Annotated in this window: 14 protein-coding genes, 3 tRNA genes and 1 pseudogene; 6 read left to right on the top strand and 12 right to left on the bottom strand. The window is 36.2% G+C overall.

Going from position 1 to position 17,921, the window contains the following annotated elements:
* Nucleotides 1-95: 95 nt before the first annotated feature.
* From CBG49_RS10125 to CBG49_RS10160, 8 genes and pseudogenes are all read right to left on the bottom strand, one after another.
* A pseudogene (locus CBG49_RS10125) lies at nt 96-1,028 on the bottom strand (phospholipase A).
* A gap of 169 nt (nt 1,029-1,197) precedes the next feature.
* Nucleotides 1,198-1,271: transfer RNA gene (locus CBG49_RS10130), tRNA-Arg, on the bottom strand.
* 64 nt (nt 1,272-1,335) lie between these two features.
* A tRNA-Pro gene (locus CBG49_RS10135) sits at nt 1,336-1,410 on the bottom strand.
* Nucleotides 1,411-1,440: 30 nt separating this feature from the next.
* Nucleotides 1,441-1,524: transfer RNA gene (locus CBG49_RS10140), tRNA-Ser, on the bottom strand.
* A gap of 327 nt (nt 1,525-1,851) precedes the next feature.
* Nucleotides 1,852-3,249 (bottom strand): dihydrolipoyl dehydrogenase, encoded by a 1,398-nt coding sequence (lpdA, locus tag CBG49_RS10145; RefSeq protein ID WP_088594395.1) that lies wholly within the window; start codon nt 3,247-3,249, stop codon nt 1,852-1,854.
* A gap of 232 nt (nt 3,250-3,481) precedes the next feature.
* Nucleotides 3,482-4,558, bottom strand: a complete 1,077-nt coding sequence (locus tag CBG49_RS10150; protein WP_088594396.1) for an AI-2E family transporter — start codon at nt 4,556-4,558, stop codon at nt 3,482-3,484.
* Nucleotides 4,559-4,565: 7 nt separating this feature from the next.
* Nucleotides 4,566-4,922 (bottom strand): hypothetical protein, encoded by a 357-nt coding sequence (locus CBG49_RS10155; RefSeq protein ID WP_088594397.1) that lies wholly within the window; start codon nt 4,920-4,922, stop codon nt 4,566-4,568.
* A 2-nt stretch (nt 4,923-4,924) separates the two neighbouring features.
* Nucleotides 4,925-5,239: a hypothetical protein gene (locus CBG49_RS10160; protein WP_227002880.1), complete on the bottom strand. Its 315-nt coding sequence runs from the start codon at nt 5,237-5,239 to the stop codon at nt 4,925-4,927.
* 146 nt (nt 5,240-5,385) lie between these two features.
* Between CBG49_RS10160 and murB the strand changes: the two genes are divergently transcribed.
* The 4 genes from murB to CBG49_RS10180 all read left to right on the top strand — a co-directional run bounded on the left by murB (nt 5,386) and on the right by CBG49_RS10180 (nt 9,906).
* Nucleotides 5,386-6,369 carry a UDP-N-acetylmuramate dehydrogenase gene (gene murB / locus CBG49_RS10165; protein WP_088594399.1) on the top strand — a complete coding sequence of 328 codons (984 nt, stop codon included), beginning with the start codon at nt 5,386-5,388 and terminating at the stop codon, nt 6,367-6,369.
* Nucleotides 6,369-7,319, top strand: coding sequence for a glycosyltransferase family 2 protein (locus tag CBG49_RS10170; protein ID WP_088594400.1), 951 nt, complete (start codon nt 6,369-6,371; stop codon nt 7,317-7,319). Before murB ends, CBG49_RS10170 begins: the two co-directional genes overlap by 1 nt.
* Before the next feature lie 62 nt (nt 7,320-7,381).
* The gene (gene cysS / locus CBG49_RS10175; protein WP_088594401.1) at nt 7,382-8,854 is read left to right on the top strand and encodes a cysteine--tRNA ligase; all 1,473 of its coding nucleotides are present in this window, start codon (nt 7,382-7,384) and stop codon (nt 8,852-8,854) included.
* 23 nt (nt 8,855-8,877) lie between these two features.
* Nucleotides 8,878-9,906 carry a quinone-dependent dihydroorotate dehydrogenase gene (locus tag CBG49_RS10180; protein WP_088594402.1) on the top strand — a complete coding sequence of 343 codons (1,029 nt, stop codon included), beginning with the start codon at nt 8,878-8,880 and terminating at the stop codon, nt 9,904-9,906.
* Nucleotides 9,907-9,970: 64 nt separating this feature from the next.
* On the opposite strand, the gene mscL is transcribed toward CBG49_RS10180, so the two are convergent.
* The 4 genes from mscL to alaS all read right to left on the bottom strand — a co-directional run bounded on the left by mscL (nt 9,971) and on the right by alaS (nt 15,178).
* The gene (gene mscL, locus CBG49_RS10185; RefSeq protein ID WP_009412106.1) at nt 9,971-10,348 is read right to left on the bottom strand and encodes a large conductance mechanosensitive channel protein MscL; all 378 of its coding nucleotides are present in this window, start codon (nt 10,346-10,348) and stop codon (nt 9,971-9,973) included.
* A gap of 160 nt (nt 10,349-10,508) precedes the next feature.
* Complete coding sequence (hemN, locus tag CBG49_RS10190; RefSeq protein WP_088594403.1) at nt 10,509-11,873, bottom strand: oxygen-independent coproporphyrinogen III oxidase; 1,365 nt, start codon at nt 11,871-11,873, stop codon at nt 10,509-10,511.
* Nucleotides 11,874-11,978: 105 nt separating this feature from the next.
* Entirely contained in the window at nt 11,979-12,545 is a 567-nt protein-coding gene (locus tag CBG49_RS10195) for an acyl carrier protein phosphodiesterase (protein ID WP_088594404.1), read from the bottom strand.
* Nucleotides 12,545-15,178, bottom strand: coding sequence for an alanine--tRNA ligase (gene alaS, locus CBG49_RS10200; protein ID WP_088594405.1), 2,634 nt, complete (start codon nt 15,176-15,178; stop codon nt 12,545-12,547). Before alaS ends, CBG49_RS10195 begins: the two co-directional genes overlap by 1 nt.
* 110 nt (nt 15,179-15,288) lie before the next feature.
* Between alaS and recG the strand changes: the two genes are divergently transcribed.
* A complete protein-coding gene (gene recG, locus CBG49_RS10205) occupies nt 15,289-17,403 on the top strand; it encodes an ATP-dependent DNA helicase RecG (protein WP_088594406.1) in 2,115 nt (704 codons plus the stop codon).
* Between the two features lie 269 nt (nt 17,404-17,672).
* Nucleotides 17,673-17,918 carry a porphobilinogen deaminase gene (locus CBG49_RS10210; RefSeq protein ID WP_088594407.1) on the top strand — a complete coding sequence of 82 codons (246 nt, stop codon included), beginning with the start codon at nt 17,673-17,675 and terminating at the stop codon, nt 17,916-17,918.
* Nucleotides 17,919-17,921: the final 3 nt, after the last annotated feature.

Genomic DNA, 17,921 nt, shown 5'->3' on the forward strand with positions numbered 1-17,921 from the left:
TCGGGGGCAAAGGTATAACAAAAAAACTTAATAAACAAAAAAAGTTTCCTTTATTTTAGATAAGAAGTAAGAGGTAAGAGATAAGATTGGTTTATTTAAAGGCTTAAGAAGGTAAATCCTACGCCTACAACTGTTTGTTTATAATTATAATCGATGAGGGAATCGCCATAACCGTGAGATGCTTGCAACAAAATACGCAGGTCGCGACTCAGCGGATATACCCAATTCAGCTCTATGTGTCCGCGATTATGATTAAAATTTAAATTATTTCTCACTCGCAAATTAAAAACATTTTTACGGAATGGATAAGCAATGCCCAATTCACAACGTCCTATATAATTCTCAATATCGGGATTGTCATCTTCTCTTGCTTTTTCTGAAAAACGCCACCAGAAACGGCTATTAATCATTAAATCATTCCATAGGAAAATACCTGATAAAATAATTCTGTTCCAACTGCGGGAATGTGCCGCTTCTTTACCATTAGATTGGTGATTTACGGATAAGCCTATCATTTTCATTTTTAGGTTACCTGCTGAGAAGTTTAGCGGATAGGTAAAGATGAGTTCAGGTTCGTAATTCAGTTCCCTAAACGGACGTGAAAGCTCACCGTTGTACATCTACCAATACGATTGCTGGGTGAAAGCGACCCACACATCGCCTTTACCAAAAGCGTCTTGCATAATTTTAGCTTTTAGGCTGACTTGGAATTTTGTTTCTACGTGTTGATAATCTCTCCATTCGGGGATGGGGCGGTCGGGGTTAAGACTTATGGGTTGCTCGGTAGGGACATCGGTATAGCGGAAGGGCATTATATACATAGGGAGGTATTCTACGAGTTTAAAAGTACCGCGTTGGTCTTCGCGGTCGAGTTCCCACATTTTTGACAAAGTACGTTCTAATTGTGCTTTTCTATGAGCTTTCTGTTCTGCTTTAGGGAGTTCTTGTAGAGAATCATTTATTGCTTCTTGGGCAAAAATGAAAGGTGATGCTGCTAAAAATAGTATAAATAAGGAGTGTTTCATTATTCTGTTCTTTGTTTTGCGGGTGCAAAGGTATGGATAAAAACTTTATAAACAAAAAAAGTTTTCTTAAATAAAAAAGAAGGTCACTTACTTTTTAAAACAAAATAACGCAGAGCGGAAACTCTGCGTTATTTCGAACATAAATTTTAATACAAAATGAAACAAATTCTCGTGATCACGACAGGATTCGAACCTGTGACCGTCTGCTTAGAAGGCAGATGCTCTATCCAGCTGAGCTACGTGACCCTATATTTCAAAAAAAATATTTCAAAAATGCTACTTAAAGGAACATTAATGAAATATTTTATTGTCGGGGCGGCAGGATTCGAACCTGCGACCTCCTGGTCCCAAACCAGGCGCGATGACCGGACTACGCTACGCCCCGAGAAACTTATCTAATGAGTACATTTAGATGCGGAGAGACTGGGACTCGAACCCAGGCGACGGTTACCCGCCGACAGATTAGCAATCTGCTCCGTTACCACTCCGGCACCTCTCCGTTTATGTATATGAACTTATTATTTCTGTTTTGCGGTTGCAAAGGTATAACGATTTTTCATTTCTTGCAAGTTTTTCGCAAACTTTTTTTAATATTTTTTATAAAATATTTATTAAACAGTTATTTATCAAATACATAGTATTTATATATTTTTATTTTAGAAAGAATATATCACTTATTTTTCTATACCTTTTCTCTTCCAAAATTGTACTTCGTCATTTATTTTATATTGAATGTAGAAGATACCAAACAGCAAAATATTAAAAAACTCCAAGCAATTGTGTTACTTGGAGTTTTTAGATATTTGTTTAAATTTGTAAGTACTAATTAAATATCAATAGCTTCACCATAAGCAGCGGCTACAGCTTCTTTTACGCCTTCGCTCATAGTAGGGTGAGGGTGTACAGCTTTGATGATTTCGTGACCTGTAGTTTCTAATTTACGAGCTACTACAGCTTCAGCTATCATATCGGTAACACCAGCTCCAATCATATGGCAACCTAACCATTCACCATATTTAGCATCGAAGATTACTTTGATAAAGCCTTCGGTAGTACCAGCGGCATTAGCTTTACCAGAGGCTGTGAATGGGAATTTACCTACTTTTATTTCATAGCCTTTTTCTTTAGCTTGTTTTTCGGTCAGACCTACTGAAGCAATTTCAGGAGTACAGTAAGTACAACCAGGAATATTACCATAGTTAAGTGGTTCTACGTGCATTCCTTTAATCTTTTCAACGCAAATAATACCTTCAGCAGAAGCTACGTGTGCTAAGGCTTGTCCTGGTACTATGTCACCAATAGCATAATAACCAGGAACGTTAGTTTGATAGAATTCGTTTACTTGAATTTTATCGCGTTCAGTTTTGATACCAACTGCTTCTAAACCAATATTTTCTATATTTGTTTTGATACCCACAGCAGAGAGTAAGATATCAGCTTCAAGTATTTCTTCACCTTTAGCGGTTTTCACGAACGCTTTTACTCCTTTACCTGAAGTATCTACTTTTGTTACCTCAGCAGAAGTCATAATATTAATACCTGATTTTTTGAGGCTCTTTTCGAGTTGTTTTGAAATATCCTCATCTTCTACAGGAACGATATTAGGCATAAACTCTACAATAGTTACTTCGGTACCCATAGCATTGTAGAAGTAAGCAAACTCAATACCAATAGCACCACTACCTACTACAATCATTTTTTTAGGTTGCTCAGGAAGAGTAAGTGCTTGACGATAACCGATGATTTTTTTACCGTCTTGAGGAAGTGCAGGTAACTCACGTGAACGAGCTCCAGTAGCGATAATGATATGGTCGGCACTATATTCAGTTACTTTACCGTCTTTATCTTTTACATCTACTTTTTTGCCAGGTTTAAGAGTACCATAGCCCATAATCACGTCTATTTTGTTCTTTTTCATTAAGAACTGTACCCCTTTGCTCATTGTAGAGGCTACATCGCGACTACGTTTGATAACAGCAGGAAAATCTTTGTCGAAAGAGCCATCTTTTACTTTGATACCATAGCTTTCAGCGTGTTTAAGATATTCAAACACTTGTGCTGATTTTAGCAAAGCTTTAGTAGGGATACAACCCCAGTTGAGGCAGATACCTCCGAGGTTTTCTTTTTCGATTACAGCGGTTTTGAAACCTAATTGAGAAGCGCGAATGGCAGTAACATAACCACCAGGACCACTTCCTAATACAATAACGTCGTATTTACTCATTTCTTTTAAAATTTATCAATTTTGATATTTAGGATACAAAGTTACGAATAATATTTTGATTAGTTGCTATATAAAGCACTTTTTTTCTTAGTTATTTTTTTTAGTTGTTTGAAAAATAGTAGATTAAGAGTAATTTAGCTTTTGTAAAATTCAAAGTTATATTTTTAGTTATGCACCAGAATTGTATTTTTGTTTTATCGGATATTTCTACAAACCAATAGTTGTTTCATAACTATAGATTTTTAGTGAGTAACTCTACAATCTTATTATTAGGAAAAAATTCTTTTAAAACTACCTTCAATACGGTATAGGCTGGGATAGCTACTACCATTCCTACCATACCGAAAAGCGTACCACTGATAAGCGTGATGAGAAAAATCTCTAAGGCAGTAGATTTTACGGAGTTTGAAAATATAAGAGGTTGAGAGAAAACATTATCTATAAATTGTCCTACAATAAAGCCTATAAGTACATAGATAGTAGTAGGTAGACTTACCGTCATAAAATCGTTTTGCAGATTACTGCTCATTGTAAGGAGTGCCATTAATACAAAGCCTATCATTGGTCCTACGTAAGGAATAAGGTTGAGTAATGCACAAAGTAGTGCGATAATAAAGGCGTTCTCTACTCCAAAAATAAGCAATATAACAGTATAAATCACAAAAAGTATGGTGATTTGAAGTATCAATCCTACAAAATAACGTGATAAGAGGTTGTTTATTTTGAAAATAGAGGTTTTGAGTTTTCGTTTTCTGTGGACAGAAAAAGTTGAAAGAAGGGCTATAAGAATTTTTTCACCATCTTTCATAAAGAAAAAGCTGATAAAGAGTACTGAAAAGGCTCCCACTCCAAAATCACTAATAAAAGAGATAAAAGAATTAAGAAAGTTAGGAATATCAATAAAATTCAACATTTCTTGTACTCCAAAAGAATAATCTTCTTTTTGAAGACCTACCTTACTGAGGGTTTGTTGAATAAGGTTGTCTATATTAGTTTTGAGTAAATCGATATTAAGCCCTGATAGGTTCTTGCCTTGTGAAACAAGTAGTGGGATAAACAAGCTAAAAACACTCAAGGCTAACAAGATAAAAATTGTCATTGTAAGGATAACACAGACGGTTTTACTCTTTATTTTTAACCTTTTATAGAAGAACTGAATAAGAGGTTTCCCCATTAGTGTCAGTACCAATGATACAATGAGATAAATAATAATAGATTGCAGTAAGTAGAGTGTATAGAGCCCTAATACTACTAAAACAATGATTCCTACGGCACGAAGTATGCCATTTGCTATTTCTTTTGAGTTCATAATTAATTTATTGATAACCAAAATCCTCTCCGTCTTCATCTTGAAAAACGATAGGGGTTTGCTTTCTTATCCAATTTAAAAATTGTGTAAGGGTTCTCTCTATACTTGGGGGATGTGCACTGATTTCTATAAAAATATAGTCCTCTTGATCTAAAAAGATACGTACACTATATGACCAATCAGCTGGGGGAGGCTTACTCTCAATACCTTTTAGCCAATATTCACCTTCTTTTATTAGATAAGTGCCTATTAGCATTGGATGATGTACATAAGTATCTAAAGAAATAATCTGTTCTTTAATTTCTTCTTTATGCTTTTGATACCAAGTAGCATCTTCAAATATTACATAAGCTTCTGCTGCCATAGTTAATGCGTAAAAAATGAAAAGCATACAATTTCTTTATTTGTCCAAGCTGATAGAATATCTATTTGGCAAATGGTATCATTTTCTTCTTTCCAAAAAGAAGAATGTATCTCACTAATATCTTCATTTAGATAATTCTCAAATGATAATGCAAAAACCTTTTCAAAAAGGTACTCATATATTATATTTTGATAGTCTTTTAACGCTAATAGTAAAGTTCCTTTCTGATAAGATACATCTACTATCTGTGCATCACTCCAATTATTTTTGAGGATATCAAGCTCCATAATTGCTAATAAAACTATAATACGTTGCAAATATACTTCTTTTAGATTTATAGTTCCAAATTTTTAGTTAGTTTTTTATCTTTTACCATCTTAGCTAACAAGCGAAGAATCAATGTTAAATTTGCTAATTTGCTAATTATCTCTTACCTTTGCGCGGTGATTTTAGATAAGCCGTTATGCAAATACCTAACACTTTCAATATCAATGTCAAAGCAAACATTTACCTCCCTATACACAGCGAAGAGGCTTTAGTTGAGGCTTTGCAACAACACAAAAATCCTTTTGTTTTAGGTGGAGGAAGCAATATGTTACTCACCCAAGATATCACACAACCTGTATTACATATTCTTCTAAAGGGTATTAGCATTGTAAAAGAAAATAACGATAATGTATGGATTAAAGCACAAGCAGGTGAAAACTGGCATCAGTTTGTGCAATATACTTTATCTCAAGGTTATGGTGGACTTGAAAACCTCTCACTTATCTATGGAAATGTAGGAACTACCCCTGTGCAAAACATTGGAGCCTATGGGGTTGAAATCAAAGATGTAATGGAGAGTTGCGAGGCTATCAATATTCACAGTTTACAAAAGCGAAATTTTACTAACGCTGAATGTAGTTTTGGCTACCGCGAATCTATCTTCAAAGGAAAAGAAAAAGGCAATTATATTATTACAGCAGTTACCTTTAAACTCACCAAACGCAATCATCTTTTGCATACCGAATATGGGGCTATCCAACAGCTACTCGCCGAAAGAAGGCTCTCCTCCCCTACTCCTAAACAACTCTCGGAAATAGTAATAAGTATACGCCAAAGCAAACTGCCTAATCCTGATACATTAGGGAACTGTGGTAGTTTTTTCAAAAATCCTATTATTTCAAAAACAAATTACGAAGAATTAAAAATTCAATATCCAGATATTCCTTCTTATTCTATTGATGAAACACAAGTGAAAGTGCCTGCTGGTTGGTTGATAGATCGCGCAGGACTCAAAGGATATAGAAAGGGAGATGCAGGGGTACACAACTTACAAGCCTTAGTGCTTGTGAACTATGGAAAAGCTACTGGCAAAGAAATTTTAGCTGTGGCTCATTATGTACAAGCAACTGTACTCAAGCAATTTGGCATCACTTTAGAATTTGAAGTAAATATTTTCTAATGAATATATCAATTGTCATACCACTACTCAATGAACAAGAATCATTACCCGAACTTTATCAGTGGCTACATAAAGTACTTACTGAACATAGTTATTCCTACGAAATTATTTTTGTAGATGACGGTAGTACTGATAATTCTTGGCAGGTGATTGAAGAATTATCGGCTAAAGATAGCAACATAAAGGGTATTCGCTTTTTGCGCAACTATGGTAAATCACAAGCACTACACGCTGGCTTTAAACAAGCACAAGGAGATGTGGTGATTACTATGGATGCCGACCTGCAGGACAGTCCTGATGAGATTCCTGCGCTTTACAATATGATTACCCAAGGAGGATATGACCTCGTATCAGGCTGGAAGAAAAAGCGTTACGATTCAGTTTTAACAAAGAACTTACCTTCTAAACTTTTCAACTGGGCAGCACGTAAAACCTCAGGTCTCACACTTCACGATTTTAATTGTGGGCTTAAAGCCTACAAACAAGAGGTTGTAAAGAATGTTGAAGTATCAGGAGAGATGCATCGCTATATTCCCGTATTAGCAAAGAATGCGGGGTTCAATCGTATTACTGAGAAAGTAGTGCAACATCAAGCTCGCAAATATGGTGTTACGAAATTTGGTATGAGTAGGTTTATCAACGGATTTTTAGACCTTATCACTATTAGTTTCTTGTCGCATTTTGGCAAACGACCAATGCACTTTTTTGGAGCATTGGGGGTACTGATGTTCTTTATAGGATTCTTATTTTCAGCTTACCTTGGAATTGATAAATTATTTATCAACCCTAATGGTCGCCTTATTGCTGATAGACCTCAGTTTTATATTGCACTTACTACTATGCTTATTGGTACACAGTTATTTATTGCAGGTTTTTTAGGAGAAATCATCTTAAAGACTAAAAGTAATGAAGAGAGGTATAAAATTAGAGAAAAAACAAATAACAAATAACGAATGACAAATTACGAGTTACAAAAAAATAGTAAATATAAATAAACTTAAATAACATCAGAATGAATCATCAATTAAAAATATTCAATTCCTTAACAGGAGAAAAAGAAGTTTTTGTACCCTTACACGAAAATAATGTAGGGATGTACGTATGTGGACCTACTGTGTATAGTAACGTCCACTTAGGTAATGTACGTACCTTTATGTCGTTTGATTTTGTGTATCGCACACTTAAATTTTTAGGCTACAAAGTGCGTTACGTACGTAATATCACAGATGCCGGTCACCTTACTGATGATGGTGATGTGAACAACGACCGTTTTGTGAAACAATCTCGTCTTGAAAAACTTGAGCCTATGGAAATTGTACAAAAATACACCGTTGATTTTCATAAAGTTTTGGAGATATTCAACTTACTGCCTCCTACTATTGAACCTACTGCTACAGGACATATTTTAGAACAAATACAACTTACCGAAAAACTACTGAAAGACGGCTTTGCTTACGAAAGCAATGGTTCTGTATACTTTGATGTACTTGAATACAACAAACGAGGGCTCAACTATGGAGAACTTTCTCGTCGTAATATAGAAGAACTCTTTGCCAATACTCGAGATTTAGATGGACAAGGAGAAAAACGCAATCCTCAGGACTTTGCGCTTTGGAAAAAAGCTTCTCCAGCTCATATTATGCGTTGGGCATCGCCTTGGGGGGATGGTTTTCCAGGTTGGCACTTAGAATGTACAGTGATGAGCACTAAATATCTTGGCAATCAGTTTGATATTCACGGAGGAGGTATGGATTTGAAGTTTCCACACCACGAATGTGAAATCGCACAAGGAAAAGCAGGACACGGAGAAAGTCCCGTTCGTTATTGGATGCACGCTAATATGCTCACTATGAATGGACAACGTATGAGTAAATCTACGGGTAATTATATATTGCCAATGCAACTCATCAGTGGGGAGAATACTTTCTTTGAAAAACCTTTTGCTCCTGCTGTGATACGCTTCTGCTTTATGCAAGCCCACTACCGCAGTGTGCTTGACATTTCTAATGAGGCAATGCTTGCTGCTGAAAAAGGCTTCTCAAGGCTTATGGAAGCTGTAAAAACATTGAATGAAATGTCTACCGATTTAGAACATCCAGGACCTCTTTCGTATGAAATTGATCAATGGATACAAAAATGCTATGATGCCCTTTTAGACGATTTCAATTCACCTATACTTATAGCTCATCTTTTTGAAGCTGTAAAATGGATTAATGGTGATGAAAAGATTTCAGTAGCTGAACTCAATGAACTGAAAACTCTAATGAATGCTTTTGTTTTTGATGTTTTAGGTCTACAAAGTGAGCAACAAACTGCTAATAACAACGACAAACTTGATGGAGTGCTTCAATTGCTTATTAATATGCGAATGGAAGCTCGTGCTAATAAAGATTGGGCACTTTCTGACAAGATTAGAGATGAACTTCTTGCAATGGGTATCCAACTCAAAGACGGTAAGGAAGGAACAAGTTACATTGTAAATTAAGAAGAATTTTTAAGCTAACTGCTATGTACAAGTTATTCATACGTCCGTTACTTTTTAGTCTCGACCCCGAGAAGGCACATCATTTTACTTTCAAATATTTGAAGTTGATACACAAAATACCTTTTGTACCCTCTCTCATTCGGGCTATCTATCAAGTAGAACATCCTTCTTTGCACCGAGAGGTTTTTGGATTACAGTTCAAAAACCCTGTGGGATTAGCAGCTGGGCTCGACAAGGACGCTACTTTATACCAAGAGTTATCCAACTTAGGTTTTGGTTTTATAGAAATAGGTACCATCACCCCTAAACCACAACCAGGAAACCCCAAAAAACGACTTTTTCGCCTTATAGATGATCAAGGTATTATCAATCGTATGGGGTTTAATAATGAAGGAGTAGTAGCGGCTGTAGAGAGACTCAAAAAAAACAAAGGTGTATTAATAGGAGGCAACATAGGGAAGAATAAAATTACTCCTAATGAGGAAGCTGTAAATGATTATCTCATTTGTTTTGAACAACTTTTTGATTATGTGGATTATTTTGTAGTGAATGTAAGTTCACCTAATACACCTAACCTACGTTCGCTACAAGAGAAAGAACCTCTAAAGCAGTTACTAAACACCCTTCAAGAAAAGAATTCATCCAAAGAAAACCCCAAACCTATTCTCCTAAAAATTGCTCCAGATCTCACTGATGAACAGTTGTTAGACATCATAGAAATTGTAAAAGAAACACATATTGCTGGGGTAATTGCTACTAACACTACTATCAGTAGAGAAGGATTACACTCCGATAACAAGAAAGAAACTGGTGGACTTAGTGGGAAACCACTTCGTGAGCGCGCTACCGAAGTAATTCGCTTTTTGAGTGAAAAAAGTGGTAAAGCCTTTCCTATCATAGGTGTAGGAGGTATTTTTAGTGAAGAGGATGCTCTTGAAAAATTAGAAGCAGGAGCTTCATTAGTACAACTTTACACTGGATTTATCTACGAAGGAGCTGGACTTATAAAGCGCATTAATAAAAAACTTATAAAAAAGAACCACGCCTTATAAATGGGGCGTGGTTTTAATTAAACAATTGTTGAAGTGTGTAGTGTTGCGGTTACACGAAAATTTTCTATTTATTTTTCAATAAATCTCTAATTTCAGCCAATAGTTCTTCTTGAGTAGGACCTGCAGGAGCTGCTGGGGCTTCTTCTTCTTTTTTCTTCAATTTGTTAATACCTTTTACAAGCATAAACAATACAAAAGCTACAAACAAGAAATTGATCACAGCAGCAAGGAATTTACCATAAGCGACCCCATTCCAAATTAGTTTTTCTAATTCTTGAACTTGAGCAGCTTTAAGTGCTGGAGTCAATAACAAAGGAGTAATTACATCAGATACTAATGATGATACAATAGCACCAAAAGCAGCCCCAATGATAACCCCAATGGCTAAATCTACTACGTTGCCTTTTACTGCAAACTCTTTAAATTCTTTTAAAAATCCCATAATAATTCAATTTTTAAGTTAAAAAAAATTTGTTTTTATTTCGGGGGCAAAAATAATATTTTTTTCTGAAATACAAAAAAGAAAAGGGACGAATTTCACAACTGTCCCTTTTCATCACTAACTAAAAAACTCAATCACTATGACGGTTAAGTATAACTTTTTAAACTGTCATACTAAATATTTTGGTGTTAGGCATTTTGCGTTGTAAATGTAAATCAAAAGCCATACATATATTTCTAATAAAAGGTTTACCTGCATCAGGAACTTCTATATGATTGCCTGCTATATGCAGTAAACCATCGTTTTGCATCTCCTGTAAGTGAGTTATTACTTCGTTTATTTCAGGAAATTGAAGTGCCTCATCACTCCAAGAGGTCTCAAACTGACACATTAGATTAAGAATGTGACGCCTGATAATCAAATCTTCTTTATTGAGAATATGCCCTTTACAAACAGGAATTTCATTCTTTTCAAGACGTGCATAATAGTCGTCTAAATCTTTTTCATTCTGAGCAAAACCATACCAACTATCACTGATAGATGACATTCCTAAACCTATCATCACTTGAGTTTTAGAGGCGGTATACCCCATAAAATTACGATGTAATTGTTTGTTTTTGAATGCGTGATACATACTATCAGTAGGTAAAGCAAAGTGATCCATCCCTATTTCTATATAGCCTGCCTCAAGTAGATGCTGTTTACCCACTTCATACAATTGACGTTTCACTTCTCCTGTAGGTACATCTTCATCTTTAAAACCACGTTGCCCACTACCTTTTATCCAAGGTACATGTGCATAACTATAGAAAGCTATACGATCTGGACGAAGGGTATTACTCTTATCAATAGTAAAGAGTACATCGTCTAAGGTTTGAAACGGCAAACCAAAGATCAAATCGTGGCTTACAGAGGTATAGCCGATAGTTCTGGCTTGTTCGGTAACACGCTGTACATTTTCAAAAGGTTGAATGCGGTGAATGGCTTTTTGTACCTTAGGCGAATAATCTTGTACACCATAACTCACACGTTTGAAACCTAAATTGTAAAGTGTTTGTAAATGAGCTTCAGTGGTATTATTAGGATGCCCTTCAAAGCTAAACTCATAGTTTTTCACTCTATCAGCACGCTCAAAAATACCTTCTATCAATCGGCGTAATTGATAGGGTTGAAAAAAGGTAGGAGTACCACCTCCTAAATGTATCTCTTTAATACGAGGGCGTTCTTTCAAAAAATCAGTATACAATTGCCACTCTTTGAGTACTGCTTCTATATAAGGTATTTCCATTTCGTGACGTTTGGTAATACGCTTATGACAACCACAAAAAGTACAAAGGCTCTCACAAAAAGGTAAATGAATGTAGAGACTAATACCTTCAGTACTATTACTCTCAGAATATGATTTGGATAAACTCTCTAACCATTTTTCAGTGGAAAAAGTACTACTATCCCAATAAGGGACAGTAGGGTAGCTAGTATAGCGAGGACCTGCTACATTGTATTTTTGAATAAGAGATATTGGCATTTTTGTACAAAAAACGAGGCAAAGGTATAAAAAAAAGTGAAAAATGAAAAATGAAAAATGAAAAATAAATAGCATCAACAATATAATCTTCTGAAAACCAATACTTCATATAGATTTTTGTATTTCTCCAAAGAAGTTTCCAAACTCTTTTTCATATAAACTTTCATCCTTGCACAAATCATTGGCAGCATATTGCATTTTGGAAATAAATCCCGTACGCCTATCCATTTGATAAAGTATTGATGCAATTCCTTCTATAGTTTGATATTTTTCTAACCAATGTTCTGCTATGATATATTTGCTCAAATTCTGTGCTTTTTCACTTAACAAGAGTTGATGTTTTTGTAAAGAGTTGTAAAAACGTTGGGCATATTGTTCTAAAGATATAGTAGAATATTCTTTCCAATGCTTAGCAAGGAAGTAATCGTAGTAAATATCTACTAAAACTCCTGCGTAATGGTTGTAAGTAGGCACCAATCGGTGTTTACTTTTCCGGAAAATGGCGTGTGCATCAGTGAAAGTATCTATTTTCCGATGTAATAAAATACCCCGTTGCATTGCTTCGGGGTATTGTAAGTATTCTTTGCCTCGTACGGTATCGGCGATAAAGTTGCCAATAGTGAGCAGTTCATCGCCTTCGCCTGAAAGGTAAATATGAGCCAAAAAATTCATTATAAATAATCTTTTACCTTAGAAAGTGCTTCGGTAATACCACTGGGTTTTTTACCTCCTGCAGTTGCGAAGAATGGTTGACCACCTCCACCTCCGTGAATGTATTTGCCCAGTTCTCGTACTATCTTACCAGCATCTAATCCTTTGGCTTGTGCCAATTCTTTATTGATATAGCACAACAAGAGTGCTTTACCTTCTTCGTGAGCTGAAGCAAAGAAAACAAAAGCATTTTTTACCTCACTACCTAATTCAAAAGCAAGGTCTTTAAGCGTTGCTACCTCAGCATCTACTTGTTTGATAAGACATTGAATACCATTAATTTCAGTAAATTCAGCTTTGAGATTAGCTTTGAGTTGTTTAGCTTGTTCTTTTTTCAGTTGTTCCAATTCTCTGTGCAAAGCCGCATTTTCTTCTTGTAAGTGCGTAATAGCTTTCACAGGGTCTTGTGTATTTTTAACTGTTTCTTTGATACGTTCTACCAGCTGTTCTTGTTCTGTAAAATACTTCATAGCTCCTCCACGGGTAATCGCTTCAATACGGCGAATACCTGCTGCTACTGCACCTTCTGAGATGATTTTGAAATACCAAATATCGCCTGTGTTCTTTACGTGAGTTCCTCCACAAAGCTCTTTGCTATCACCAAACTGAATCATACGGACACGATCGCCATATTTCTCACCAAAGAGCGCCATAGCACCAGATTCTACCGCTTGTTGGATAGGAATATTTCGGTGTTCTTGCAAAGGAATTTTCTCAAAAATACGTTTGTTTACCAATTGTTCTACTTCTTTAAGTTCATCAGAAGTGAGTTTAGCAAAGTGAGAGAAGTCGAAGCGCAAAGCTTCAGGGGCTACACGTGAACCTTTTTGCTCTACGTGAGTACCTAATACTTCACGGAGGGCTTGGTGTAACAAGTGTGTTGCACTGTGGTTGGCTTCTGCCATTTCACGTGCTACTGAATGTACTTCTGCTTTGAACGGGTCGTTGAGTTCTGTAGGAAGATGCTCTGCTATGTGAATGATAAGGTTGTTTTCTTTTTTAGTATCTAAAATATAAATAAGTTCACCATTAGCAGCTTGTAATGTACCTTTATCGCCTACTTGTCCTCCCCCTTCTGGGTAAAAAGGCGTAGTATTGAATACTAACTGGAAGTGTGTACCATCTTTCTGACTTTCTACACGACGATATTTCACTAAACGCACTACAGCCTCTAAGGCGTCATACCCTATAAACTCTTCTTCATCGTCGTCACGAAGCACTACCCAATCATCAGTTTTTACTTGAGCAGCAGCACGCGAACGTTCTTTTTGCTTTTGTAATTGTACTTCAAACCCTTCTTCATCCATAGTGAGCCCTTTTTCAGAAAGAATGAGCGCAGTTAAATCTTTAGGAAAACCATAAGTATCATATAATTCAAAGGCTTTTCCACCCGATAGTTGCTTATCAGGGCTATTTTGAATCATCACATCAAGCATCAACAAACCTTGTTCAAGAGTACGCAAGAAAGAAGCCTCTTCCTCTTTTATCACACTCATAATCAGGAATTGTTGTTTCTCTAATTCGGGGAAAGTAGCCCCCATTTGAGCAGCAAGAGTTTCTACTAATTTATAAATAAATGGTTCTTTTTGGTTTAAGAAAGTAAAACCATAACGAATAGCACGGCGCAAGATACGGCGAATTACATAACCCGCTCCATTGTTAGAAGGTAACTGACCATCAGCTATGGCAAAAGCTACTGCTCTAATATGATCTGAAATCACACGAATTGCAATATTTATATGCTCTTGTTCAGGAGTTACACGACCATTACTATTATAATGACTTTTGGTAATCTCTTCTACTTTGTGAATAAGTGGGGTAAAAACATCGGTATCGTAGTTTGATTGTTTGTTTTGCAATACCATACAGAGGCGTTCAAAACCCATACCTGTATCCACGTTGCGAGAAGGTAGTTTTTCGAGACTACCGTCAGCTTTGCGGTTGAACTCCATAAACACATTATTCCAAATCTCAATTACCTGAGGGTGGTCGTTATTCACAAGGTCGCGACCTGGCACTTTGGCTTTCTCTTCATCTGAACGGATATCCACGTGAATTTCGGTACAAGGACCACAAGGACCTTGGTCACCCATTTCCCAAAAGTTATCCTTCTTATTCCCAAGCAAGATATGATCTTCAGCAATCCGTTCTTTCCAAATATCGAATGCTTCTTGGTCAAAAGGCACACCGTCTTCTTCACTGCCTTCAAAAACGGTTACATAGAGGTTTTCTTTGGGAATTTTGTATATTTCGGTGAGCAATTCCCACGCCCAGCTAATGGCTTCTCTTTTGAAGTAATCACCAAATGACCAGTTGCCGAGCATCTCAAACATCGTATGGTGATACGTATCGCGACCTACTTCTTCCAAATCGTTATGTTTGCCTGATACACGCAAACATTTTTGAGTATCAGCCACACGTTTGTGTTTAGGTTTTGCATGCCCTAAGAAAAATTCTTTAAACTGGTTCATACCTGCGTTAGTAAACATCAAGGTAGGGTCATTTTTGATTACCATAGGAGCTGAAGGGACAATGGTATGTCCTTTGCTTTCGAAGAATTTTAGGAATAGATTTCTTATTTCTTGTGAAGTCATATATTTTCGATTAACAGTTGATAATTAACTTTTTCAGGGCGCAAAAGTAACAATATTTTTTTCAATTAGCAAATTTGCTCATTTACTAATTATTCACTACTTTTGCCCTTATGATTCCAGAAAATATCCTACATACTTCTATAAGTCATCTACGCGGGGTGGGCGCTCAACGAGCTGAACTCCTGAAAACGGAACTCGGTATTTATGAGTATCAAGATTTGTTGAACCTCTTCCCTAATAGGTATATCGACCGAACTAAGTTCTACAAAATCAATGAGCTACAAAACAATAATGCTGAGGTACAACTCGTGGGTAAAATAGTAAATCTACGTACTGTAGAGTCGGCTCATCAAAAAAGCAACCGACTTGTCGCTACCTTTGTAGACGAGACAGGGACTATGGAACTCGTGTGGTTCAAAGGGCTAAAATGGTTGCGTGATTCTCTAAAAATCAACGAGCCTTACGTTATTTTTGGCAAGTTGAATTTCTTTGGAGGAACTTTTTCTATGCCTCACCCCGAAATGGATTTACTCAGCGAGTTCAAAAAAACAGGACATAGCAGTATTCAGCCCGTTTATCCATCTACTGAAAAATTAGCTAAACGCAACATTACCAATAGAGTAATGCGACAATTAGTACAAACCGTTTTCGAAGAAATAGGGTATAATTTTAGTGAGAATCTACCTGACACAATACTCACTGCTATGAATCTCATTTCTAAACGAGAGGCAATGCGTAACATTCATTTTCCTACCAACCAATCCTTGCTTACCAAAGCCTCTATACGATTGAAATTTGAAGAACTCTTTTATATACAAGTACAATTAGTACGCAAAAATCTGTTACACAAACAGAAATTTCAAGGGCAGCCTTTCAAAAAAGTAGGTGATGCTTTTATGAACTTCTACAACCATCACCTCCCTTTTCCTCTCACCAATGCCCAAAAGCGAGTACTGAAAGAAATACGTGCTGATGTAGGCTCCAATGCCCAAATGAACCGTTTGTTACAAGGCGATGTTGGGTCTGGAAAAACAATTGTTGCCCTAATGACAATGCTTTTGGCAGTAGATAATCATTGCCAGGCTTGTTTAATGGCTCCTACCGAAATTCTCGCTAATCAGCATTATCAAACTATTAGTGAGTTACTAAAAAACACTGGGGTAACCGTTGCTCTACTCACGGGCTCCTCTAAAACAAAAGAACGCAGAATATTAGATGAACAATTACAATCTGGAGAACTTTCTATTCTCATAGGCACTCACGCTCTATTAGAAGAGAAGGTACAATTTCAAAATTTAGGACTTGCTATTATTGATGAACAACACCGTTTTGGGGTAGAACAAAGAGCAAAACTATGGCGTAAAAATACTATCCCTCCCCATATTTTGGTAATGACAGCTACTCCCATTCCACGTACTTTAGCAATGAGCGTATATGGCGATTTAGATGTATCGGTAATTGATGAACTTCCTCCTGGGCGCAAACCTATCAAAACTTTACACCAATATGAAAACCGACGTGCAGAGACTTATGAATTTATCAAAAGAGAAATAGATAAAGGCAGGCAGGCTTATGTGGTATATCCTCTCATAGAAGAATCAGAAGCTTTAGATTTTAAAAATCTTACTGAAGGTTATGAGTATATCACAGCAAGTTTCCCATTACCAAAATACAAAGTATCGATTGTGCACGGGAAACTTAAACCTGCTGAAAAAGATGCTGAAATGGAGCGTTTCCTGCGCAATGAAACACAAATAATGGTAGCTACTACCGTAATAGAAGTAGGAGTAAATGTACCTAATGCTTCAGTAATGGTAATTGAAAGTGCCGAACGTTTTGGTCTTTCACAACTACACCAATTGCGTGGACGCGTAGGGCGTGGTAGTGAACAGAGTTATTGCATATTGCTCACAGGCAATAAAATGAGTAACGAAACTCGCATCCGTATGGAAACGATGGTACGCACTAATGATGGTTTCGAAATTGCTGAAGTAGACCTTAAACTGCGAGGTCCTGGTGACCTGATGGGAACTCAACAAAGTGGAGTGCTTGCCTTAAAAATAGCCGATCTCGTGAAAGACCAAGATATACTAAAAGCTGCTCGCTTTCAAGCTATCGACCTACTCAAAACTGACCCTAATTTAGAATTACCTCAAAACCAACGGGTTGCTTATACTCTTAATCAGTTACAACGACACAAGAATTTATGGACATATATTTCGTAATTCTACAAAATATATGAAAATATTCAGCATAAAAGAAACTACTGATAACTCATTTGAAGCACTAAAAGAAATTCGAAAATAGTTTACCTTATTAAGAAGAAAATGAACAAAATAAAAATTTGGATAGGTACTTTTGGTAGAGCTTTATTGGTAGAAAAATGTAAAGAAATGGGTATTTATCAAGGGAATGGCTGTTTTTTTCTATTCAGGAGATACTCGCGATATTGTAGAAAGTGAAATTTTTAACCAATTAGTATATGTAGGACAATATGATTTGTAATAAGGAACCTATTAAAATAGAAGAAATTACAAGAGGAAATATTATAGTATCTTACAAAGGTAATTACTATAAAATTTTAGGAGAAGGGTTGTTGTTATCAGCAAAAAACATTTACAGTTATGTTATTTATCGTAATACAATAGATAATACCCTCTCTTATATAGAACAAGAAGAAATATTACAAGCTATTATAGATTATTTCTCTTACAAAGGACAAAAAATAACAGTTGAATAGTGT

The organism is Capnocytophaga endodontalis (assembly GCF_002209445.1).
Lineage (GTDB): Bacteria > Bacteroidota > Bacteroidia > Flavobacteriales > Flavobacteriaceae > Capnocytophaga > Capnocytophaga periodontitidis.